General features: G+C 49.7%; 22 protein-coding genes. 4 read left to right on the forward strand and 18 right to left on the reverse strand.

Annotated features, from left to right (window positions below; translation table 11 throughout):
* Positions 1-19 precede the first annotated feature (19 nt).
* Positions 20-2323, reverse strand: a complete 2304-nt coding sequence (locus IPL44_00855; protein QQS17585.1) for a protein serine/threonine phosphatase 2C family protein — start codon at positions 2321-2323, stop codon at positions 20-22.
* A 146-nt stretch (positions 2324-2469) separates the two neighbouring features.
* On the opposite strand from IPL44_00855, the gene IPL44_00860 reads away from it, so the two are divergent.
* Positions 2470-2964, forward strand: a complete 495-nt coding sequence (locus IPL44_00860; protein QQS17586.1) for a hypothetical protein — start codon at positions 2470-2472, stop codon at positions 2962-2964.
* A gap of 68 nt (positions 2965-3032) precedes the next feature.
* On the opposite strand, the gene IPL44_00865 is transcribed toward IPL44_00860, so the two are convergent.
* From IPL44_00865 to IPL44_00875, 3 genes are all read right to left on the reverse strand, one after another.
* Entirely contained in the window at positions 3033-3233 is a 201-nt protein-coding gene (locus tag IPL44_00865; protein ID QQS17587.1) for a hypothetical protein, read from the reverse strand.
* 11 nt (positions 3234-3244) lie between these two features.
* A complete protein-coding gene (locus IPL44_00870) occupies positions 3245-6592 on the reverse strand; it encodes a D-alanyl-D-alanine carboxypeptidase family protein (protein QQS17588.1) in 3348 nt (1115 codons plus the stop codon).
* Between the two features lie 137 nt (positions 6593-6729).
* Complete coding sequence (locus tag IPL44_00875; protein ID QQS17589.1) at positions 6730-7209, reverse strand: hypothetical protein; 480 nt, start codon at positions 7207-7209, stop codon at positions 6730-6732.
* Positions 7210-7329: 120 nt separating this feature from the next.
* Between IPL44_00875 and IPL44_00880 the strand changes: the two genes are divergently transcribed.
* Positions 7330-8091 (forward strand): hypothetical protein, encoded by a 762-nt coding sequence (locus IPL44_00880; GenBank protein ID QQS17590.1) that lies wholly within the window; start codon positions 7330-7332, stop codon positions 8089-8091.
* Between the two features lie 4 nt (positions 8092-8095).
* On the opposite strand, the gene IPL44_00885 is transcribed toward IPL44_00880, so the two are convergent.
* The 6 genes from IPL44_00885 to IPL44_00910 form a co-directional block, all read right to left on the reverse strand.
* Positions 8096-8380 carry an MmcQ/YjbR family DNA-binding protein gene (locus IPL44_00885; GenBank protein ID QQS17792.1) on the reverse strand — a complete coding sequence of 95 codons (285 nt, stop codon included), beginning with the start codon at positions 8378-8380 and terminating at the stop codon, positions 8096-8098.
* A gap of 32 nt (positions 8381-8412) precedes the next feature.
* The gene (orn, locus tag IPL44_00890; protein QQS17591.1) at positions 8413-8946 is read right to left on the reverse strand and encodes an oligoribonuclease; all 534 of its coding nucleotides are present in this window, start codon (positions 8944-8946) and stop codon (positions 8413-8415) included.
* Between the two features lie 86 nt (positions 8947-9032).
* The gene (locus IPL44_00895) at positions 9033-11978 is read right to left on the reverse strand and encodes a vitamin B12-dependent ribonucleotide reductase (GenBank protein ID QQS17592.1); all 2946 of its coding nucleotides are present in this window, start codon (positions 11976-11978) and stop codon (positions 9033-9035) included.
* A gap of 113 nt (positions 11979-12091) precedes the next feature.
* Positions 12092-12553, reverse strand: coding sequence for a hypothetical protein (locus tag IPL44_00900; GenBank protein ID QQS17593.1), 462 nt, complete (start codon positions 12551-12553; stop codon positions 12092-12094).
* A 34-nt stretch (positions 12554-12587) separates the two neighbouring features.
* Positions 12588-14225: an arginine--tRNA ligase gene (argS, locus tag IPL44_00905; protein QQS17594.1), complete on the reverse strand. Its 1638-nt coding sequence runs from the start codon at positions 14223-14225 to the stop codon at positions 12588-12590.
* 437 nt (positions 14226-14662) lie between these two features.
* On the reverse strand, positions 14663-14956 hold the full coding sequence (locus tag IPL44_00910) for a hypothetical protein (protein ID QQS17595.1): 294 nt from the start codon (positions 14954-14956) through the stop codon (positions 14663-14665).
* Positions 14957-15364: 408 nt separating this feature from the next.
* On the opposite strand from IPL44_00910, the gene IPL44_00915 reads away from it, so the two are divergent.
* The gene (locus tag IPL44_00915; GenBank protein ID QQS17596.1) at positions 15365-15709 is read left to right on the forward strand and encodes a hypothetical protein; all 345 of its coding nucleotides are present in this window, start codon (positions 15365-15367) and stop codon (positions 15707-15709) included.
* Between the two features lie 107 nt (positions 15710-15816).
* Here the strand turns inward: IPL44_00915 and IPL44_00920 are convergent, their stop codons facing one another.
* The 4 genes from IPL44_00920 to IPL44_00935 are packed head-to-tail and all read right to left on the reverse strand — an operon-like array spanning position 15817 to position 18628.
* The gene (locus IPL44_00920) at positions 15817-16521 is read right to left on the reverse strand and encodes a uridine monophosphate kinase (GenBank protein ID QQS17597.1); all 705 of its coding nucleotides are present in this window, start codon (positions 16519-16521) and stop codon (positions 15817-15819) included.
* The gene (locus IPL44_00925; GenBank protein ID QQS17598.1) at positions 16518-16796 is read right to left on the reverse strand and encodes a hypothetical protein; all 279 of its coding nucleotides are present in this window, start codon (positions 16794-16796) and stop codon (positions 16518-16520) included. The genes IPL44_00920 and IPL44_00925 overlap by 4 nt, the downstream gene beginning before the upstream one ends.
* Positions 16797-17042: a hypothetical protein gene (locus tag IPL44_00930; GenBank protein QQS17599.1), complete on the reverse strand. Its 246-nt coding sequence runs from the start codon at positions 17040-17042 to the stop codon at positions 16797-16799.
* Complete coding sequence (locus IPL44_00935) at positions 17039-18628, reverse strand: CTP synthase (GenBank protein QQS17600.1); 1590 nt, start codon at positions 18626-18628, stop codon at positions 17039-17041. The genes IPL44_00930 and IPL44_00935 overlap by 4 nt, the downstream gene beginning before the upstream one ends.
* A 44-nt stretch (positions 18629-18672) precedes the next feature.
* Between IPL44_00935 and IPL44_00940 the strand changes: the two genes are divergently transcribed.
* Positions 18673-19692: a DNA replication/repair protein RecF gene (locus tag IPL44_00940; protein ID QQS17601.1), complete on the forward strand. Its 1020-nt coding sequence runs from the start codon at positions 18673-18675 to the stop codon at positions 19690-19692.
* Here the strand turns inward: IPL44_00940 and IPL44_00945 are convergent.
* Genes IPL44_00945 through IPL44_00960 form a run of 4 tightly spaced genes read right to left on the reverse strand, consistent with a single transcriptional unit; the run spans position 19670 to position 23846 of the window.
* Positions 19670-20359: a hypothetical protein gene (locus IPL44_00945; GenBank protein QQS17602.1), complete on the reverse strand. Its 690-nt coding sequence runs from the start codon at positions 20357-20359 to the stop codon at positions 19670-19672. The two genes, IPL44_00940 and IPL44_00945, sit on opposite strands and share 23 nt — an antisense overlap.
* A complete protein-coding gene (locus IPL44_00950) occupies positions 20359-20985 on the reverse strand; it encodes a PEGA domain-containing protein (GenBank protein ID QQS17603.1) in 627 nt (208 codons plus the stop codon). The genes IPL44_00945 and IPL44_00950 overlap by 1 nt, the downstream gene beginning before the upstream one ends.
* A gap of 1 nt (position 20986) precedes the next feature.
* Positions 20987-22369, reverse strand: a complete 1383-nt coding sequence (locus IPL44_00955) for a hypothetical protein (protein QQS17604.1) — start codon at positions 22367-22369, stop codon at positions 20987-20989.
* Complete coding sequence (locus tag IPL44_00960) at positions 22356-23846, reverse strand: hypothetical protein (GenBank protein ID QQS17605.1); 1491 nt, start codon at positions 23844-23846, stop codon at positions 22356-22358. The genes IPL44_00955 and IPL44_00960 overlap by 14 nt, the downstream gene beginning before the upstream one ends.
* Positions 23847-23926 lie beyond the last annotated feature (80 nt).

Consider the following 23926-nt stretch of genomic DNA (forward strand, 5'->3'; position numbering starts at 1 on the left):
GTTTTGTCACCGATAGAAACTAGCTCTGCAATTTAATATCGAACATTTCTACGGTTCGATCATCGCCTTTTTTGGCGATTTCGATCAGGCGTTTTATGGCTTCTTCGACACTGCCTGAACCAACGGCGGCCACGATCTGTTCATCGGTTAACGTCTGCTCACCGGCACCTTCGTGATGACGCAAGCCTTTTATTTTGGACCAGTCGCCCATGATACCATCACTACAGAGCACTACCCTGTCATCGTCCTGCAACTCAAAAACTCCGACGTCGTCATAACTGCTAATGACCTGAAGTCTGCCTGTAGCCCAAGCTGCACCAGATCGCTCGAGGCGGCTGAGCTCATCAAGCGTTGTTTCCTTTAACAAGTCCTCTGGCATGGCATTGAACTCCATACTCATCCCATCAATCGCGCTCCTGATTTCATTACTATGGCCACCACGATCACCAGTCACGAGAATAAACTTGCCATTTCTCACAACAAAAATGCTGCTGTCGCCGACGCTACCGTACACGAGTCTATTACCGATCACCTCAGCAGCTACCACCGTAGCCCCCGAATTACTATTGTGATCCACATTAAATTGAAAGACTTTTTCCTGAGCCGCAACTATGCGTTGTTTCATCTTCTCACAGGCGGCGACTACAACATCTTCAAGCTTATCGTCGTCTCCAATATTAGTCAGACCAACATCTTGCAAAAAGGCTTCGACCGTGAGTCGACTAGCTGCTGCACCATTAGTAGTCCCGCCCATACCATCAGACAATGTGAATAGTGTCGAATGTTCGCCCTGGACCTTGCCATAAGCATCCTCGCCCGAGCCGAGTTCCTGTAGCTCACCAATAATTGACGCGACTTGATCCAGATCAGCCTCAATAACCGATCGCGGTATACCGTACCCCATATAATTGATGGCTGAATTATAGATTTCCCTGCGATTAGCCCGGTTTTTAGTTTCGACTGACGGTGATTGTGCCAGCAGTTGCTCTTCTTCGGCTTTTTTCGAAAAGAGATTACTGAGAGCATTAGCTAGCCTCCTATAGTGTCTAGCTTCGGGCTTGCGCGCCTGTTTGTGCTCGGCTTTCGTAGGTTTCGGCGTCTCAGGTGCTGGGGTTGGTGTCGCTGGCGGTACTGGTGGTTTAGGCGCCGACGGAAATAGTCCCGGACCCGGTTTCGGAACCGGTTTCTTGGCAGCTGGCTCCTCCGCAACAGGTTTCACCACCATAGCTGGCTGTTTGTTGCCGGGTGTAGGCTGGTTTGGCGGCGTAGGCTGTTGCGGCGCACCTGCTGATCTATGTAGATGCCACTGCATGGTTCGATGATTGGCGTACCAGGCCGTTGTCGGTAGCACCGCTCCCCTATCAACACCCAGCTCTTGGATCAGATATGCCCCAGCCGGTGATGCAGCAAACTCAGCATATGCCTGATCGAGACGACTATCATCAGCGGCGATAGGACTATAGGTATATTTGCCTCCGCCCGCCGTGTCGAGATGCTTGCCAGCGTCCGAGTCTAGCGCCCTCTTGATATCTCGCAGCTTGCTCTCGGCAATAATCTCACCGTGCATCATGTTCGGTAGCAGTGCCGCGTCACCACCGACCGCATAGGTGCCAGCGATATTAAACGGTTGGCCCGCAGATACCTGGCGCTTTAGCTCGGTGCTGAGACAATCCGGCATCGTATCAACCGTCTCGGTTTTGTCAATCGCGACTAGCTCCATATCATATAATTTACCGTCTGGTCCGACGATTCGCGCCCGACCAGTCTTTGTCATGTCGTCGATGATCTTCTGTGTCGAGGTGTGCGCCTCGGTATAAAACTGTCGTCCCTGGCTAGCCTCGAGGCCTTCATTAGCACTAGCTATGAAATCAGCGATCATTTGGACGCCAGCATCATCGAGATCTAATAGCCCTAGAGTAGCTTTTAACTGATCAGCGTCGCCACCAGCTCGCGCAAAATCGGCTGCTGAGGATTCAGCCTGCTGGCGTAATAGCGCCGGATCATTCGAGCTAGGGTTTCCGCCCATTTTCATCCGCACCCGATCCATCACCTGGGCCATAACGACTCGACCGACCTCACGTTGCAGCTCGCCTCGTTGCTCCTCTGGGGTTTGAGGTGGTTTTTCTTGGGTTTCAGCTGGTTCTCTGGGGGCTTGAGCTGCTTTTGCCGCCGTTCCGCCAATATCGCGCGTCCTAGAATCCTGGCGAGGACTTCGACCGCGGTTACCGGAATTCCTGCCTCTGTTTGGTTGACCCTGGCGATTGCCCCGACCCTGTTGATTATTCGGGGTTCTTCTCTGACTTGGATTTGATTTTTGTGTCATAATTTACCATAGATACTAGCACAAAACAGGATAAAATGCAATCATTACGACAAAATTCCCCAAACCACTTGCATTATGCCTCAATCTGTGGTATAATGTTACTGTTACGTCAATGTATGCAATATAGTATATAAGGAGGCATAGTAATGACAAACGGTAACAATAGTATGAATGTTGGTACAGCTATCAAAGCAAAAGCTATGAACGCAGTACACGGTACAGTAGATTTTATTAAAAACCCTCGTAAAGTAGCAGGCCTTGCTATGGCTGGTGCAACACTATCCCTCGTGACAGCCTGTGGTCCTAGCTCTACTCCAGAGACACCTGTTTCTCCAGTGCCAACTCCTAGCAACATTGACATGCCGACGATCAAGCCTACGACTGAGATGCCTAGTACGCAGCCAAGTACGCAGGAGACGAACAAGGGTGATTCGTGTGTGGGGCAGGATTTTGGATTCAATGTGAACGGATTTCGAACAGCTATAGAATGTTTACAAAAAGAAGGATACAAAGAAATCCACGATGGTGGATGGGTAGACGGAGATGGTGATGGCAAGGCCAATGATAAAGGTTTGAATGCAGACGGTACTCTGTTCGCATTACTAGACAATGGTCGCGGCACTCTAGTAAAAATACGATAAGATAGCATAAGTATTACTAAATAATCTAAAAAGCATCTTAACAACAAGATGCTTTTTATTGTCCTACCCTAGCGTTTATCAGTCCGCTGCCTCGTCAGATGCCAACCGCCGCAATTTGGACATAGATAGGCGACTAGTTCGAGGTCTTGGCCGGCAAAAATAATTTCCTGTTCACGAGCGACGGTCTCGGCCTCTCGTTTAGATTTGTAGCGATTCTTGCCACAGGATTTGGCAGTAGAAACTGGGATTATCGGTCTATTACTACGCATAGTTCATTCTCCTACTCACTACCGTGGTAACAGGCCTTGCCGTTTTTCGGTGAGTAGTGCCAGTTCTCGGAGGCGACGGTGGCACAGATACCGAACTCGATAGCGTTTTTCTGTAGCCAACTAATCGATCCGGCCGAGAAATCTATGGCGCGGCCACTCTCGTGCTGCGAGGTGCCAGGTTTGGCAGCTTCGTTGCCGTTGTTACATTCTTTGGTTTGGTAACAGTTCCAAAAATACTCTTGTTTTTCGTAGCTACGGATGCCTTTGCCAGATAATTGCACACCAGCAGCCTTGGCAGCTTCACCCATTTTTTGAAACGCCTCTGATACCTCGGCATTGACGATGACGCCGGTTTTCGCCGAACGGAATATCTCGGGGTCTTCTGATGTATAGAAAGCTGGTTCGCTGAGACTAATACTCCCCACCTCGCATAGCTCGACACTAACCTTTTTGCCATTTTCGTGCGCGTTATCATAGGTACCGAGATCAGTCGTACCCTCGGCACATTTACCAGAGGCCACATTACTAGCGGCCGAACTACCTAGATCAAAGCCCATCTCGGCGCACGAATCGGCGCTATCGCCACCGGACCAGCCATCGTTTTCATAACAATCCGCCGCTACAGTTATGTTGTAGTCCATCATATAGGTGCGGAAACGCAGCATGTCATCACCCTGGCAACCGTTATCTTTCATTTTTACGCCCGCTTCGCCCGAGTTGTCGCCATAGTTCCAGGCAGCACCAGCCGAGTTGTCTAGCTGGGTAATAGCATAGCTCGGCGCCCCACTGACGTTGACTCCCCAACATTTAGCAGTTTGGTCGCTCGTGATCTGACCAGAATCGATCATGCTAAAGACCTTTTCGGCATTCGGAATCATGTCATAGCCAGATTCACTGTTGGTTAGTTTAGCCATTTCGGCCTTCGAAAAAGCTACCATCGGGACATTGTAGTCATACGGCACATCAGCCGCATAGGCGTTACCACCGATCTTGCCGAGGGCGAACGAAAACAGTCTCGGTACCGAGGCGAATATTTTGCCGACGTTTTTGATCTGGGTACCGATTGACTGGTTACTAGTATCGATCCCGGCGGCGCGACCAACCTGGGCAATGGTGGAATTGTAATCTGACGGATCAAAGATTCTAGCCAGCAGTGGTTTCTGGGCCTGCATTTCGGCTAGGTATTGTTTCTGGTCATACACGAGCTGCTGCTGCTCGTCACTATCCATGATGCGACCACCAACGGCTAACATCTGTTCGTTCGAGGTAAAGGTGCCGCCGTACATATCGATCGAGCCAAATTGTTGCGGTGTGGCGGTCGACACATTGAGTGGCGAACCACGTAGCCAGCCCATGATGTTCATCATCAGGTTGCTCAGGGCATCCATGAATGGTAGCCCAGTTAGTAGGTTCATGAGACCAGTTTTTTCCAATATCCAGCCAAAGATACCGCCGATGACAGCATCAATTTGGTCAAAGACATAACAAACCACTTCCATCGGTGTAGGTAAACCAATCGCTTTCATGGCAGCTCCGACAATGCCATTTCCTGCAGACTCAACGGTACTGCTAAAGATATTCCAGATATTTTGCAGGTCTTTGCTACCACCAAACGACAACCCAGCATTGGTAACGTCGTTCAATGCGGCTGGGACATCGTTCATGGACGCAGTCGAGGGCGTGATGCCGAGCGCTGCCTGGACCGGGGCGGCGTCCCACCAGCTACTACTAGTGGTGCCGACGGTTTTGTAGCCTTCGTTTTCCGCGCCATTGGTCGGATCGGTGGTTGGTGAGACCTGTTCAACATCGGGGTTATATAGTTTGAGCTGTGTCGACATACCTAGGTCGGTTAAATTGAGATCCTCGTCCTGACTCTGCCCAGTCATCACCTGCGAACCTAGGCCTAGCGTCTCCGCCGAGCTACCTTCGGCCGTCGTAACCACAGTTTGGTATTTTTCGGCGCCAATGCCGTCATCCAGACCAACAACCATACAGTAGGCTTGAATCGCGAGCGTAATCCAACCAACTATGGGAATAGCGGCTTTGACGGCCGATACGCTGACCTTGGCACCTGTTTTCTCGATGGCAAATTTAATGACCTTGGTACTAATTTCCTCGGCGGCTTCTTTGACACCTTTTTCCCAACCCTCTTTGGCGGCTTTGGCTGCCTTTTCTATTTCATCAGCATTTTTACCAGCAAATTCTGCATTTTTCCTCGCTGCCGCTGCCGCTTCGTCGGCCGAGCCAAAACCATTTTTAGCGATCTTTTCCATGCGGTCTTTTAGCCAGTCGGCGAATTTGTTATACACCTTTTGCTCGAGTTTCCTAATCGGGTGGAGCCAACTGATCTTCCCTACCTTTTTTAGTGCCAGGCGAGTTTGAACCTGACCTAAAATACTAAACTTGCCGACATTATTCGTAGCACTAATGAATTTCCGCGCCTCGCGGTAGCTCATTTCGTCAAAGTTAATTGTCATTTTACCGTCGCTACCCAGTTTTATCTTGTCGATGTCGACGCCATATTTGCTACTGAGGGTTTCGAGCCGTTTCTGTTTCACGGCATCAGACGCCGTGCCGCCTTTGGCATCTTGGTTAAATAGATTGCCATATTCTACAGTGGTGTCAACGGTAATAGACGGCGCATTGCCGTTCCACCGATCATCGAACGTCATGCCTTTTTCCTTCATCCGTTCAATGGCAGTTTTAGCCGCTTTCTTGCCGACGATACCTAGGCGACTATTTTGGATAGAGTCAGACAGTTTACTCTCCCATTTAGCCATAGTGCGTAGGTTATGCAGATAACGTGCCCCGGTCTGAGCACCGTTGACCCATGAGGTCATGTCTTTGACAAAATTCATCACCTGGATCCACTGGGCTGGACCAGACAATATGGTAGTCACACCAAACATGCCGCCACCCATAGCGATGCCAATCACCCAACCAATGATGCCTTTTTTGTGACGACCCCAGACACTGCCCGATTTATTGCCATTGCCACTAGTATTGTTGTCTAGGGCATGGCCGAGATCGGAGCCAGCTTTGTTATTCCAGTTTGAATGTTCCTGATGGCCAATGTCACGGCTCGAATTGTCTGGTTTGTCCGCCTGTTCACCATTACGGAGGCTATCGGAAATCTTGCCGAGGTTTTCCCCGTGCAAGCGGTAGTTTTCCGCCATATTGGCTCGGAGACGACGATTGTAGTCTTCGTCGTCTTTGGCGTTCGCCAAACTAATATCCTCGGTGTTAGGCGCCGAATAGTCGTGAGATCCGGAATAGTCTCTAGGCGCAGTGAAATCTGGCGCGTCATCTGAACGGTGGCCTAGACCACCTGACTGGTTGTCAGATTCTCCGTCGCCCATAGTATTTATTCCCGGTGCCCCACGCGCTTATACATGGGGATATTTTAGCATAAAGGGGTTGGCGAGGGCAATAAAAAAATGAGGCGCAGAATTGACACCTCATTTACAATTGTAATATTACATCACTATTACTTGTTTTAGCTACGCTTCAGGAGAGTACCATCATCAAGTAAGACATAGTTTGAGCGAGATGTTCTTATGAGTAGATCATCATCATCACCATCATTATCGCCATCAATCCAACCGCCAGGCGTAACATTCTTCTCTCCACTGTTACTCAAGCAATCTACAGCGTCTTTGATCTTTGAAAAATTCTGCCCAACGCATGGATTGTCAGAATCGTTCGTCTCCTGCGTACTTGGCTGCGTACTAGGCATCTCAGTCGTAGGCTTGATCGTCGGCATGTCAATGTTGCTAGGAGTTGGCACTGGAGAAACAGGTGTCTCTGGAGTAGAGCTAGGGCCACAGGCTGTCACGAGGGATAGTGTTGCACCAGCCATAGCAAGGCCTGCTACTTTACGAGGGTTTTTAATAAAATCTACTGTACCGTGTACTGCGTTCATAGCTTTTGCTTTGATAGCTGTACCAACATTCATACTATTGTTACCGTTTGTCATTACTATGCCTCCTTATATACTATATTGCATACATTGACGTAACAGTAACATTATACCACAGATTATAATAAAACGCAAGGGTTTTTGCCGAAAACGTGTTGCTTGTGGTAAAATTACCCTATGGAACCGCACGATCTTTTCCCGCAACCTAACCCAAATCCGGCACATCCGGAGACGCCGAAAACACCGGCGGCTTTGCGGCGCAAATTCGAGGCCGAGGCGATCAAACCCAACGTCGACAATTCGCACGTGGAAATGTACGCGCCTATCGCCGAAACCCCTGCCCCTATCAAAGAGGAATACCTAGACAAGATCTCTGCAAAGCCAGCTAAACCGGCGTTATTTTCCGGGAAATTCCTGATTTTGATCGCCGCCGTTGTTGTTATGTTCGTCGGTGTCGCCATTGCCGCTATCGCCTCAGGCGGCAACAAAGTCAAAAACGCCAGTGGCGAAGTCCTCGGCCAGCGCATGATCAATCTACGCACCCTGCTCGACTATGGCACAGAAAATGGTGTCAGTGGATCGGATATTACACAGGTTATGAATGAGCTAGATCTGGTGCTGTTATCCCGAACCAACGATCTGAGCCCACTATACCTCGGCAGTGATGGCAAAACCAATACCTTTACAACGCCGACTGCAGAAGTAGCCGCAACCTACTCGCTCGACACGGTCAAGGCCACGCTCGACAAAGCCAAAGCCAACTCTAACCTGAATAGCGCCTACACCAAGGCGATTCGAGACGCTTTGACAGAGACAGAGGATCTGATACTGAAATTATACGACAATAGCCAAAGCACCGAGCTAAAGAGCGCCTTGCAGCAAACCTATGTCGACTTTATCGCCCTCGGTAACCGGCTGCCAGCTAGTAGTTCCAGCTAATACATTAGGATTTTACGAGCTCGAAACTATGTCGAGCTAAATCACGAATATCATCATCGGTTAGTTGCCCTGTGACGATGACAGTAATCCAGTGGCGTTTGTTGAGGTGGTAACCCGGCAACACACTCTCGTATTTGTCGCGCAGTAATTCAGCTAAATTCGGATCGCATTTGAGACTGATTCGTAGCGGCTCGCTGCCCTCGGCGATGAGTGCAAATAATTTATCATTAGCCGCCCGATAGACCGCCGTACCTGGTCCAAATGGATAGTCTAGGTATGCGCCAGGCATCGATGCTAGATAGTCTTTCGCCTCTGTTTCGTTCACGATTTCACCCGCCCCAGATAATATGTTAGTTCATCAATCGAGCCTTCGATGTCGCTAATCGCTCGGTGGGTCTCGGGTTTCGTAAACTTTTTATTCAATTTGTGTTCAAACACCAGTTTCCAGGCACTCACATCGAGCATGCGGTAATGCAGGCTTCGATCGAGTAATGGCCATTCCCGCTCGATAAATTTACGATCCTGATGAATCGAGTTGCCAGCGAGATAGATCGGCTGATTTGTATCGAAATGAGCCTGCAAAAACCCCAGGAGTTCCTTTTCAACCGCACTAGCCGACTCTGCCTCGGCACTCGAAGTAATCAGTTGATCGCGCGACACCGAGTTTTTGTCCCAAAATTCACCAATCATGCGTTGTTTGATCAGATCCGCATCAACCTTGACCGCCGCCTCATAACGAGCGATTTCGTTAAAATCCCAATCGGTCGCCACAGCACCGATCTCGATGATACGATCAATCTTCGGATCCAGCCCTGTCATTTCGAGGTCGATCCACAATAAACTAGCTTTTTTCATGCTTTTATTGTATCACATGTACCACGAGGCATAGAAATACCCGCCCTATCATAGGCGGGTATTTGTGGTCGTCAGGCTGGTCTAGCTTACGAGCAGCCTGAGGTCGAACCGCACAGTTCACAGATGTGACACGAACCAGCTGGGCGCATTTTGACGCCACAGTTCATACAGATCGGCGCATCTTCGCTCACACCTTTGCTCTCCATCAACTCGGCGGTTGAATGTGGCGCTGCTGCGGCTTTGGCCGGTGCTGGCTGTTCAGCTTTTTCGAGCTTTTCCAGTTCCTTTTCCATCTCGGCGACGACTTCTTCGGCTTCTTCGGGAGCCTCGTCGCTAAAATCTTTGTCAGTCTCGATATTGACTGGCTGATACTCGCCGGTTTCAATCGCCCGAGCGCGTTCCTCGGTGGTGTAGATACCATAGCTGGCACGAGTTTCGAATGGCAAGTAGTCGAGCGCTAGACGTCTGAAAATGTAGTCGATCGGACTCTGTGCAAAGCGAATATCTGGATCGTTAGTCATACCGGCTGGTTCAAAGCGCATATTGATGAATTTTTCGACGAATTTTTCGAGCGGCACGCCATATTGCAACGCCACCGATATCGCAATCGAGAACGCATCCATCAGGCCGGCCAAGGTCGAGCCCTGTTTGGCAACCTTTAGAAAGACTTCGCCGAGGCCATCGTCTGGATACGATCCAGCGGTGATATAGCCGTCTGCCCCGCCGACCGAATATGAGTAGGTGCGAGCTGGTCGGGTGCTCGGTAACTTGCGGCGCACGGCCCGACGCTCCTCGAGTGGAACATCCGTAGCATCCGTTGATTCTGCGGCTTTGGTTTCCTTTTTCTTGCCATCAGATAGTGGCTGACCGACCTTACAGTTATCGCGGTAGATCGCGATGGCCTTGAGACCCATCTTCCAGCCTTCCATGTAAACTTCCTCGATGTCTTCGATAGTGGCCGATTCTGGCATGTTGACCGTTTTGCTGATCGCGCCAGATAGGAACGGCTGAACTGCCGCCATCATACGAATGTGACCCATTGGTTCGATCGCACGCTCGCCGACAGCACAGTCGAAAATGCTATAGTGTTCCAGTTTTAGATCTGGCGCATTGACGACGTTGCCGTTTTTCGAGATGTGATCAACAATTTTTTCGACCTGATCCTCGTTATAGCCAAGGGTTTCGAGGGCGCGTGGAATCGTCTGGTTGACAATCTGCATCGAACCGCCACCGACCAGTTTTTTGAACTTGACGAGTGAAAAGTCTGGCTCGATACCGGTCGTATCGCAGTCCATCATAAAGCCGATCGTACCAGTCGGTGCCAGCAAGCTAGCCTGACTGTTGCGCCAACCAGCGTCAGCCCCGAGCTTGATACCGTCTTCCCACTCACGATTAGCGGCGAAAATGATGTCTTCGGCATTGATGTGGAGATCGTGGTCAACGATTTTGTCAGTAGCCTCGAGGCTAGCGGCAGCATGTTTGCGCATGACGGCTTTGTGTGGCTCGACGTTATTAGCGTAGCCCTCGTATGGGCCAACTGCCGCAGCCATCTCGGCTGAACGGCGGTAGGCGGCACCAGTCATCAGGCTGGTGATAGCGGCTGCTACACTCTGACCCTCTGGGCTGTCGTAGGCCAAACCGATGGCCATCAACAAGGCGCCGAGGTTAGCATAGCCGATACCGAGCTGACGGAACTTCTTCGTATTTTCGGTAATTTTTTCGGTTGGGAAATCGCCAAAGCTGACTGACAGATCCATCGCAGTAAAAATCACTTCGACAGCGTGGATAAAGGTATCGACGTCGAATGTACCATCGTCGCCGAGGAACTTCAACAGGTTGATGCTGGCCAGGTTACACGACGAGTTGTCGATCGACATGTATTCAGAACATGGGTTCGAGGCCGTAATCTTGCCGTCGTTTGGCAAAGTGTGCCAGGCATTGATCGTATCGTCGTATTGAATACCAGGATCGGCACAAGCCCAAGCAGCTTTGCTAATTTTGCGGAACAATTCGCGAGCATCAACTGTTTCGATGACGTCACCGGTACGACGCGCACGCAAACCAAATGGCGCACCAGCCTCGACCGCGCGCATAAATTCGTCGCTGACGCGCACGCTGTTATTGGCGTTTTGGTACTGGACCGAGTAGCTATCGCGGCCATCGAGATCCATGTCGAATCCGGCGTCGCGCAGTGCGCGGATCTTTTCCTCTTCACGCTCTTTGGTTTCGATAAAGGCTTCGATATCCGGATGATCAACGTCTAACACCACCATTTTGGCAGCTCGACGCGTCGCGCCACCGCTGGCGATTGTGCCAGCCGACGCATCGGCACCGCGCATGAACGAGACTGGGCCGCTCGCTTTGCCGCCGCTCGCCAGGCCTTCTTTACTACCGCGCAGACGCGATAGGTTGACACCCGCACCAGAGCCGCGTTTGAAAATTCGACCTTCCTCGACATACCAATTCAAAATAGATTCCATGCTATCCTCGACACCTAGGATGAAACAGGCACTCACCTGTTGTGGTGCGTCGGTACCGACGTTGAACCAGACCGGCGAGTTAAAGCTAAATACTTGATGCAACAACATCCATTTTAGTTCGTTTTCGAAAATCTTGGCATCGCGTGGCGTGGCAAAATAATCGTCTCTTTTGCCCTGTTCCACATATTTATTGGCGACACGATCAATCAGCTGTTTGAGAGAGTATTCACGATCATCCGCGCCGATCACGCCGCGGAAATATTTGCTGGTAACGATCTGGCTCGCATTGAGGCTCCAAAAATCCGGAAATTCGACGCCGCGCTGCTCGAATGAGACCGAACCGTCGCGCCAGTTGGTCATCACCACATCGCGCTGTTCCCAAGTCACCTCGTCATACGGATGTACGTTCGGCGTTGAAAAGACATAATCAAACGTTAATTTCTTTGCATCATTTGTCCGCGCACTTTTCGTGGTCTTTTCATTGTCTATAACACCGTTCCCCGCATTGGATTTTGCGTCTCGCGCACCAAAAATTCTTCCCTCTCGAGCCATGATACCCCCTCACGTTATATTATTTATTTAAGTGTCGCCCGAACACTATATCTATTGTAGCACTTGGTCAAAATAACGCTATATGTAGTTTTTACAACAAAGTACTTGTCTCATTAAGGGTTCAGTCGAGAGACAACGAAGCTAACAATTACCGTCGATAAAATGGCGATAACGAGGCCAATAATGGCCTTTAGAATGATATCTTGAGCCTTTTTCGTTTCCTCCGGCGAACCGCGCGACATCACATAACGAAAACCGCCATACACCAGGTAACCAACCGCCAGTATACCGACAACACGCAGCGCGATATCGATGAGGTTCAATGCAATGGTAAATACGACATCAGCCGGTGAGCCGCCTTCGATCTGAACCTTGTCTGTACCGCTCTGACATAGCCCACGATACCAGGTTGGGAAGTTCAATAGATTGCTATCTTCTTGCGTCTTGCAAGCCGCCGCCGAGGCATATGTCGGCACAATAGCCGTAACTCCAACCAGGCTAGTCATCATGATAAACAAGGTCATGAGACTGTTTTTTATGATACCTCGTGCGGTATGTTTCTGGTTATGCTTCATGCGAGTTATTATAGCATATTGTGGACAGGCACGTTTACATTCGGCTCGGTGCGTGGATACCCAGAATCGCTAGTCCAGCCTGCAAAATATCGGCATAAAGCCCCACTAGACCGAGACGGTGCTGTTCGTATTCGCTGCCGATGACCTGATTTTTCTCGTAATAGCGATTGAATTCCTGGGCCAGTTCGAACAGATAATTGCAGATGTGATGTGGCTCGAGTTGGCGAGTAGCTAGCTCTACTATTTCGGCATATTCACCCAGTTTTCGTACCAATGCATAATCTTCGTCGCGTAGCGTGATCGGCATGACAAAGCTCGCGCCACTCTTTTCCAGAATGCGACGAGCCCTGGCATGAGCATACTGCAAATAACTGCCGGTGTTGCCGGTTAAACTGACCGCTTCGTCTACATCAAACACCACGTCGCCGCCAATTTTGACCTTTAGGAACTGGTAACGTAGAGCGCCAGCAATGATCTCGTCAGTCGGTTCGCCGCCGCGCTCGGCGATCGCCGCTGTGAATTGATCAAACAGCCAAGCAATCTCGATGACATCGCCGTCACGGCTACTCATTTTTCCAGTAGTGAGTTTCACGGTGCCCGTCGAAATGTTGACCGTGACATCTTTGCGATCCGGCCAGACCAGCCCAGCCGCCGCAATCACGCCCTTGAAATAATCACGCTGCTCCTCGGCGGTCACGATATAGCTTTTGTCGGGATGGAACTGCTCGTTTTTGAGCAGCATCAGCCCGAGATCGCGCGCCGCATACAGCCCGCGGCCGTTTGAGGCCACAAACACATTGTCGAACGCGCCGTATTTGCTACCCTCGAATATCAAGGCGCCACTAGACTCCTGAAACACCTTTGGCACATTACGTTTCACCACCTCAACGCCGCGATGATCAGCATCGCTCTCGAGGAAACGATAGACGGTCGGCTGGTTGCCGAGCCGCGCCACCAAATGGTCAATTTGCTCGAAACTCCAGGCTTTACAGAGGTCATAGATCTGGATATATAGACCAGATGTTGGCTCGAATGATTGCTCGGCTAGGTCGTTAATCTCGCTCTGCGCCGTCTCGTCCTCTTTGTATGCCTTTGACCCTTCTGCATACATTTTGCTCATAAACGTGTTGCGATCAATTTTAGGAATTGATTCAATCTTCGTGAAATCGCCGTCGGCATAGCGTAGCAGCGCATACATGCTCTTGCCAACGTGCAACCCGACGTCGCCATGGTAGCTAACGCGGTAGACCTGACCACCACTGACCGCTAGTAGATTGGCAATCGTATCGCCGAGGATAGCGTTGAACGCATGACCAATATGCATGGCCTTGAACGGATTGGGGTTGTTAGTCTCGATGACGATCGTCTGCCCGGCGCGGAATAATGGCGACTCCTGGCGCGTCATATCTAACAACGACGTGGCGCCGAGTGTGATATTAATAAAGCCCGGACCAGCTACCACCGCATCGAGGAACGCGTCGTTGGTGCGCAGTTCACGCGCGATCGTCTCGGCAATTTCGCGCGGACTTTCATGCAAACGCCCAGCCAGCTGCATGGCCACATTAGTCGCAATATCACCAAATGTAGGATCCGGTCGAGATAGTTTAATTTCGACGTCAATAGCAAATAGTGCCTTGACGGTACGGGCGACTATATCAGCATAATAATTCATATCTCCATTGTATCATGATCGACAGTAGTCGATCGAACCTTGAACCGTTAGATTCCGTCACCAACTATTCGTAACAAATCTGACTATTCAAGGGGTGTGCCCGGCCATGGTGTATGGCCGGGCTGTTGCCCCTCTTGGTTCCTCACTCCCCATCGGGAGGAGACGCTGAGGGGCTCAGCGCTTTGTTGTAGGAGGGAGACCGAGCTCGCGCTCGGCCTTGAACTTGCGGTGTTTGCGGATGCGATACACACATCCCACCGCGCAGACAACCAGGACCAATGCAACAGCTCGCATGAACCAAAAAGTTGCCGTGTCGGACGCAATGCCGAACCAGTCGGGTCGGAACGCGATATACACTGCGGCGAATGCCGCGGCGATGATCACTCCGACCGTCGAGTCGTGGCGGCGCCTGGTCTGCCACTGTTCGTGGTCCCGGCTCATCTTTCCACTTTCCTTTCGGTAGATGCGGCGCGGGCCAGTTGGCCCGCAGTGACCATGAGTGTGCCGATGGCAATGGCGCCACCGAACACAATCGCCCCGGCGGCGATCATACCCCACTGGTAGCCGGCCCAGAGGGCGAACACACTAGTGAGAACGAATATCACCGGTACGACACTGATAGCCACGAAGGCCACCAGTGACTTCTGATCAGCAGCCCACTTAATAAGGCCGCTGAGCGCCAGGACTGCCAGGATGCCCAGCAACTGAGCACCCTTTTGGATCCATTCCACGGATCATCTTCCTTTCGACGATTTCGACAAGAGTCCAGTTCGAACCCTCCCGGTGTACTATCGCACGAAAAACGCGGAAATAACACATCGGAAAGATTCGAAACCTCCTATACATAAAAAGTTCTGCGTATAATTCAAACCTACATCGGCCAGTTCGCCCACTGACCAACAGTATGCTATTTTATCATACAATTACGTTTATGTCAATAAATTGTGCTCATTTCCTATAGTGGTGATTTCGTTTATGCTTGACAAAATATCGCTAAAGGTTTATAATACGCCCCACCACTGGACACCCTGGCAAACCAGCTAGGACGACGTGGTGCACCGCACACAATAGAATGAGGAGGATGAGCGATGACGTCATACGCATCGTCCAGCCATACCCCCCCCCGTAACAATCGGAAGGTGGTGAAAGAATTCAAGCCAACCGCTGAGCAGATCCTGGTCGCTGAGCGGCGATCTCTGGCTGTCTTCGACAAGTTCGGCGGAGCCATCCGTGCCAACTCGCGCCGCGAGCTGGTTCGGTTTCTGGCCGGAGAAGTTCACAACCGGAATCGCCAGCTCGGCGACTACCGGAGCGGCGAATTCTCCACCACCCTCCGTGCGGCCGTTGACGCCGCCATCAAGTCGGGCAAGATTGCCCAGACTGACGGCTGGTTCTACCGGACCTCAACGGTAAGTCGCAAGACTCACCACCAGAAATACCCGGCACGTGGCCGGAAGCAGGCAGCCAAGCGGGTGGCAGCCTAGAAGTGCGGGAAGCGTCAAGTAGATGGGAAAACCCACATCACGGTGACCCTACCGAAAGACGCGAACCCCCTCGATCGAAAGACCGGTCGAGGGGAACCCCATGGGAATTATTTTATACTGGTGCCGACTGTTTGCCCGCTCGCGACCTTGGCAATATTGCCAGGTTTTAGTAGCTCAAAGACAACGACGGGCTTGTCATGCTCGGCGGCGAGCGCGAGGGCTGCTTTGTCCATGACGCGAACCTTTTTATCGCGCAAAGCATCGTCATAGGAAATCGTGTCGAGCTTGCGTGCCTCCGGATTCTTTTCTGGATCATCGTCAAAAATACCGTCGACTTTGGTGGCTTTGGCAACAACGTCACAATCCAGTTCAATAGCCAGATTCAGTGCGCTCGTATCAGTAGTAAAGTACGGTCGACCCGTCCCGCCAGCCACGATTACCACCCTACCCTTGGACAAATGCGACAACGCTCGGCGATGCGTATAATCATCGATAATTTGTTGACACGATACGTTCGATAGCACTGCCGTCGGCAAACCCTCGGCGTTGAAAACATCCGCCAGCGCCACGGCGTTGATCATCGTCCCCATCATACCCATATTATCTGCTGTCACCGGTCGCACATGTTGCCCCGCGAAATAAGCGCCGCGCACGAAATTCCCCGCGCCGACAATCACCACAATCTCCGCATCGGGAGATTCTTTTTTAGCTTTTTTGATCTCATCAGCGATCCACGTAGCTCGCTCGACTGAAAAGCCGCGTGGGCTGTCGCCCGCTAACTGTTCACCAGATAATTTTAGGAGTAATCTCACTTCGTGCCTTCCTTTCCTTTTATAGCCTGAATGATAGCAATAATGACGCCAGCAACCGCCGCCAAGCTCATCCCAATTGCCAAGCTGTATCCAAGAGCTTCGTTATATTGTGGAGCCAGTAGACTAATCGTGCTACCAATCACTATGCACGCTGCCATCAAACACACCAGCCCTACGATTACCCATCCTATCCGAAGCCCTATCTTTTTCGTGGTTGGTTCGATAATTATCTGAATCGGCTGTTGATTAGTTGATTGGTTATTGTCTGAATTCACCTATTTTCCTTTTACAAAGTTATAGATTATGAGTCCAACCAGACCAAGTGCTGCCGCGATAATCACAAATTGCAATATCACTGCCAGCAGTCCAACAACAAATTTCAAAACAAAGGCTATAATACCGATCGCTATGACAACGATGAGTATAGCTACGATGCCATTTATTTTGGTGGTTTTTGAACCATTGTTTGTCGTAGACTTTCGCTCTACAACTTCGCCTTCGATAGCTGATTTTTTACTCATGATACCTCCTTTAACGATTCGATAAATGCAGCAAACAGCGGATGTGGACGCGTCGGGCGCGAGCGGAACTCAGGATGCGCCTGAGTCGCTATAAAGAATCTGTTGTCCGGAGCCTCGATGAATTCAACCAACTGGCCGTCAGGGCTCGTGCCGCTGACCACTATACCGCCCTTTTCGATCTGCGGTAGGAACTTCTGATTGACCTCGTAACGATGACGATGACGTTCAACGATATCACGAGCGCCGTACACCCGTTCTGCCAAACTACCCGATTGTAGGCGTGCAGGATAATCACCTAATCTCATAGTCCCGCCAGTAGATTCTTTGCCCTTTTGGTCAGCCATAATGTACACTACATTCTCTGGTGTTTTGTCATCAAATTCCTCGGAATTAGCTCTGGCGAGGCCGCCGCGCCGCGCCGCCGCAACCACTGCCATTTGCAAACCTAGGCACAGGCCTAGATAGGGTTTATTATGCTCGAGTGCATAGTCTGCCGCCGCGATCTTGCCTTCGGTACCTCGGGTACCGAAACCGCCCGGCACCAACAATCCATCGACGGCTGCGAAATCTTCGCTCGTCACTTTTTCCGCATTCAGCCATTTAATATCCAAATTAACTCCCGACGCAAAGGCCGCCGATTTTAACGCCTCAGTGACAGAGAAATAGGTATCTTCGTTATCAACGTATTTTGCAACCAGCCCGACAGTCACGGTCTGGTCTTTTTTAGCACTAACCCTCCGGCTCAACTCTTCCCATGCCGTCATGTCTGGAGTCTTGTCATTACCGACAAATCGATTTAGGACGTTCAGCACCCCGCTGTCGCGAACCTGGAGTGGTACATCGTACACCGATTTAGCATCGGGCAATAGAATGACCGCGTCGCTCTCGATGCCGGCAAATTTGGCAATTTTCTCCGCTACGCCGCGACTAGCCTGTCGCTCTAAACGCACCGCCACGATATCCGGAATGATGCCAAAGCCGCGCAGATCCTTTAAGGCGTTTTGGGCTGGTTTAGTTTTGAACTCTTTGCTAGTCGACAAAAATGGCACATAGAGTACCGACACGTACAGGCAGTTTTCGCGACCAACGAGGTTCGCAAATGTCCTAATCGCCTCAACAAAACTGAGGCCCTCGTAATCACCAACTGTGCCGCCGATCTCGCAAATATGAATATCTGATCCCTCAGAAGCTCTAACAATAGCATCCTGGATAGCATTCGTCAGGTGCGGTACCAGCTGTACTGTTTGACCGTGGAAACCGCCTCGACGTTCCTTTGCGATTAAATCTTGAAATAATTTGCCAGACAACGTAATCGAGTTGCGCGTGGTTTCCTCGTCCAAAAATCGCTCGTAATGCCCTAGGTCGAGATCAGTCTCGGCGCCATCACGTGTCACAAAACATTCGCCGTGTTCAACAGGATTTAACAGTCCGGCATCGACATTGAGATATGGGTCGCATTTTTGCATCGAAACTTTGAAGCCTTTACCTTTTAAAATAGCGCCGATACTGGCGGCTGTGATGCCTTTCCCGACGCCTGACAGGACTCCTCCGGTCACGAAGATATATTTGGTATTTATTTTACCCATGGTGATTTCCTCCTCATGTAAAACAATTATAGTACAATAGTCCCATGATTGCCAGAGTCCGATTGCAACATTTCCGCAAACACGAAGATTTTGAAACTACCTTTCAACCCGGTACGACGATCATCACCGGCCCGAACGGTAGCGGTAAAACCTCGCTCATCGAAGCTGTTCATATTGCTATCCAGGGCAAGAGTTGGCGTTCGGACTTTACCGAAATGATAAAAAACGACCAGGACACCGACTGGTGGCGACTGGATATTGATTTCATTGACGGCGAAAAGCGCACCGTGAAGTTCATCGACGGCAAAAAGACTTTTATTATAAATGACAAAGAATATTCACGGCTGCCGGCCCGTCTCAAAAAGCCAGTGATTCTGTTCGAGCCGAGCGATTTGCAGCTGCTTTACGGCTCACCCAATCGTCGTCGCACCTTTTTTGACCGATTCATTGCCCAAGTCGATCCCACGCACGCTGTCACCTTGCGTCGTTTCGAGCGTGTCTTGTCCCAGCGCAATAATTTGCTCAAAAACGGCGCATCGCGCAACAACTTATTTGTTTGGGATATTCAATTTGCCGATCTGGCCGAAAAGATCATCTCGGCACGAACTACCTGGATAAAACGAATCGGCGCGCGCGTCACCGAGCAGTACCAAGCTATTGCGAATACTCACGATGAAATTTCCCTCGGTTATAGCGCCAGCCATAAAACTCGAGCCGCGATCCTAGCCCAACTCGACGAAGAGTATGCTTTGGGCTTGCCATTTACGAGATCCGGCCCGCAGACTCACGACGTTAAAATCAAAATTAACAATCACGATGCCAAGACCACTGCATCGCGCGGTGAGAACCGAACTATCATTTTCGCCATGTTATATAGCATGATTGAACTCGCTAATGAGGAATTAGATTCTAATATCTATCTGTTATTTGATGATATCGATAGCGAACTCGATAGCACGCATCAAAAAAATCTGTACCTGAATAACATTTTTAATAACAATTATTTATTCGCAACCACTATCGCCACTAAACACCGGGCTGCTAATCGTTTGCGCTTCGATTAACCAAATCGATAATGTCAGTCGGGATGTCTTTGTGGTCGCTATAGCGAAATACGAGCTCTGGGGTAGCGGCAATCTGCCAAGCCCCGTCAACCTTGTGCAAGATCACACCATAGGTATCAGATCCACCCTCGCGGGTTGGTTCGTTATATAGCGTTGTTCCATACCAATCACCGTAATGATAAAATGTGCCGTCTTTGATCGTATATCCAGAGATAATAGTAGGATATGTATCAGATACAACAGTGTTAATTGTAGCTATCTGGTCCGAAAAGGCACTCGCCAAATAATCTTCCGAATAGTACGGCTTGATATCGATCGAAGTCCCATCATCATCAACCTGCACCTTGATCGCATCGAGCGAAATAGTGTCGCCAGTCGGCACCACATAGTAATCGCCAACTTTCAAACGCAACTGGCCAGTTGCTTTCAATGTACCTGAATTGGCTGCCGAGCTATCTCCATTGGATGCACTGTAAAACTCGTACTGGTCTGCGTCATAAACGGTGATTGATTTCGTTTCCGAAGATAGATTAAAAACCACATTTTTATACGATAGCCAGTCTACTGCAAACAAAATTCCACATACTACGATCGCCGCCGCGACTAGCACGATCGCAAACTTCTTGATAGTCGCTCGATCAAATTTTAGATGAGAAAAATGAAACATTATTTAGACTCCTTGAACGGGTTAGTGTAGTCTTCGATCTGGATATTATAATCTGCCGGGTCAGATCCTATGCCATAAATATCTTTTATGGCGGCATTGCGGTAGCCACCAGGTGCATCAATTGTCACGATGATCGAATTACCAGATTTATCCGTATTGTCCATAACATAGCCTACTGCATAAATTCCTGCCTGGATCGGCAAAGAGTCAATAATCGGATTCCGGTCTAGCACCAAAGCTCCGGACTCACCGACCTCAGACCCAGTGGTTGACTCTTGGGCTAGATAGACATCCTGATTATCCTCGGCCCATTGTTTTGCTTCGTTGGATTCAGGGTCTAACGCCACGACGATATATTTACTGTCGTCATCGATAATAACCGTTCCCTCGTAGTCGGCAAAACCATCTTTGGTAGCTTTGACCGTATAAGTACCATTCGCTAGATTAGTGCGGTCGCCGGAAACTTCTTTATCATTGATATATACCGTCGCGTCGGCAGGAACTTTACTAATAGTAATTGGGTTAGTCGCCTGATAAATATTCGGCCATACTATTACCGCTACCAGCACTAACAATAGAACCGAGGCGATTATGATATGAATGGGTTTTATGATATCTCGTAGCATGCTAGTCTTCTTTCCTATACCAATTATATTTTGACGGCAGGCTAAACGTATTGCCTTTTGTGATCGCCGTCGGAGCAGTGTTGCTACCTAGCGCAGCCTCGGCGCTCTTGCCGACAAAACCATCAACCTCTCCGATCCAGACGAAAACGTGACTGCCGCCTATGACCGCAACATCTCCCGGTTGCAAATCTGCGACATTGATTTCTCCAGGGCTCGCAATCTTTTTCCAATGCTTATCCAGCCAGGCCTTTTGCCCGGTCGTATTAGTCCCTGGGTAATCTGGCTCAAATCCACTCTTGACCATCAGGGCAGATACGAAAGCACCACAGTCATTTCCATTGTTGCCACCTTTGTAACGACCTTTCAAGGCCGCCGTATAGGCTTCTTTTTGTTTCGAGCCACGTCGACCGTCTGCCCAGGCAAATTCTTTGACCTTGTCGATGAGCGCCTGTGCGTCGCCACTCCCGACAGAATCATCGCTAGCACAGTCTCCCGAGCCAGCTACCGAGCTAGCCGTACCCGGCGCGTTGTCCTTGAAATCGTTAAAGGCTTTGGCGGCGGCAGTTTCACGATTAGGATAGGAATCGTGAATACCGGGAATCTCATAATACCTAGCGAAAATATTAGCAGCATCTTTGGCGCCCTGCTCAGTGATATCTGTAACGTTTTTGAGTCCCTTGTCGATAGTTTTAGATGAACTCTTTTTGCCATTCATCACTGCCTGTTTATAGCCATTGTCTAGCTCCTCGACCACAAACTCTAATTGAGTTTTGAAATCGGTCCATTCGGTTCCTTTTTTCGCAGCAAATTTCTTTAGCTGGGGTAAACGGCCGCTCGCGTCCCATTGTGCAATACCACTATGTCCACTACTGTTAACTGAATCTGGTTTGAGATCGTATTCTCCACCGCCCGTCTCAATCATAAAGTTGCCGACGATGCCAGCTGCCTGCGCCGCATTTAGCGGCTTGCCATCGTTCGAAGCAATCCCAGTAGATACAAAGAACGTAAAGGCTTGCTCGGCCAACGTATCGCCCGACAGCGTCGAATCGCCAGAGGTGCCAGCGGCGCATGAACAGGTGTTGACGTTGTAATATGGCACGCCTGCATCGAGAACCGCTTTTTGATTGCCACTACAGTCCTGATTGCCAACGCCTACCAAAATTGATGGAAAAACTGCCGTGATCGGTCGGTGATCAGAGCCGCAAGTTGTAGCTTTTTTACAGTTCAACGTTGTGTAGGTCGAGGGAGATGATACAGTAGCCTGTTCATAATAGATGCGATCAATTATATTTTTACCTTTACCATTTCCAGCCATAGTGCCATATTCGGCCGCATTCTTGGTAGCGGCGGTCGTGTGAGCATCGCCATAACTAACAGTTGCCATCACTTCCTTCAACCTCTTCTCCTACCTCTGAATTAGTGTCACCGATGATAAATTTAGCACCACTATAGTCACTCATGATTTTTACTATTGCTTCGGTATCTTTTTTGCGCTGACTGCCGTTTTGGGTACACCAGTGCCCATTGGCTACATAAAAAGTATTGCCGCTCGCATCAGAAAAGCCAGCTATGTGATGAATTGGCGAACCGCCGTGACAATTGCTAACGTTTCTCCATCCGTCATCTTTGATTGACCCGCCATCAACATTTTTTGCTTCATCTGACACTAGGCTCGTTACCGCAGAGTTGTATAGTATAGACGCCTGAGATTCTTGATAACCGCCACCATCTGAACCCGCCGGTAGTGCCGTAGCCTTCCAGCTGCCTCCGCTGGTAGCATTTAAAATATCTAGTAATTTCACTTGCACACCATTACAGTCTGGCGATTTACTATCGTCATAATCGCTATATTCCTGCATACCAACAATATCCATACCCACCGATGTAATATTTTGAGCCGCCGTCTCAAACCGCGCCTTGGCTTTACAGCCGGACTCGCCCTCTAGCAGTGTACCGTGTAGGTTATAAGAGCCAAGAGTTAATGGGTGCGTGCTGCCGGCACCGGTTTCTCCCCGACCAGTCTTGGCACCTTCGATAGTTCCGAACTGTTCTCTAAACGAGCCGGCACCCTTTCCCGTTGCATTTACCATCAGATATAACTTGCCATTGGCCACAAACAAGCTTTCATTTTCGGCGTATTTACTAATGAACATATCATACACCTCTAATAGTTCGCCCGACCAGCTAAAAACGAAGATTTTAAACTTGCCAGTATAGGACGTCGCACCTCCACCCAGACCACCGCGCATAGTGTAAATATAAGACTCATCACAGGTCATACCTTGATTGGTACCACCCGATGCATATTTGTCCATCACATTATTGTCAAACAAACGTTTGACCTTTTTGAAATCTTCGTCAAACGCCACGCCGTTCGACACATATTGACCTTTGGCCGCGCTATAGCAGAGGTTGCTCCACGAACCAGAGTCGGCCTTGGCGTCACCTATAATAGAGAGATCGTCAGGGCTAACGAGAGCCACTTTGCCGTTATCCTTTGAAAAATCCCACAGTGTCACCACGAGCAATTTCCGTTTGCTGTTATACGTCATATCGTTGGCGTGACCGAGCTTGCCGCCTAGGTCTTTGCGCATAACCTCGGTGCCATCTAGTTTCAATTTAACTAATCGAGTTTTCGAGTTTTCGTCATAATTACATGCCACATAGACATACGTTCCATCAGTAGCTGAACCTTGTGTCACAGGACAATTTTTGGTTATTTCGGCAACTTTTTTGTATTCGAGCTTCTTCTCAACCGGAGCCGCGAGGACATTTGATGCGGTCAGGATGTTAAAAACTACCGACAACAATAGCATCATTATAGAGAAGACTAGCCCAGATCGTCGCGCCGCACTTTTCATGCACCCATTTTACCATAACAACTATAAAAAATAATTAAATTAAGCATTGACAAAATGATGAAAATTTGCTACTATGTAGG

It is taken from the genome of Candidatus Saccharibacteria bacterium (genome assembly GCA_016699895.1).
GTDB lineage: Bacteria > Patescibacteriota > Saccharimonadia > Saccharimonadales > Saccharimonadaceae.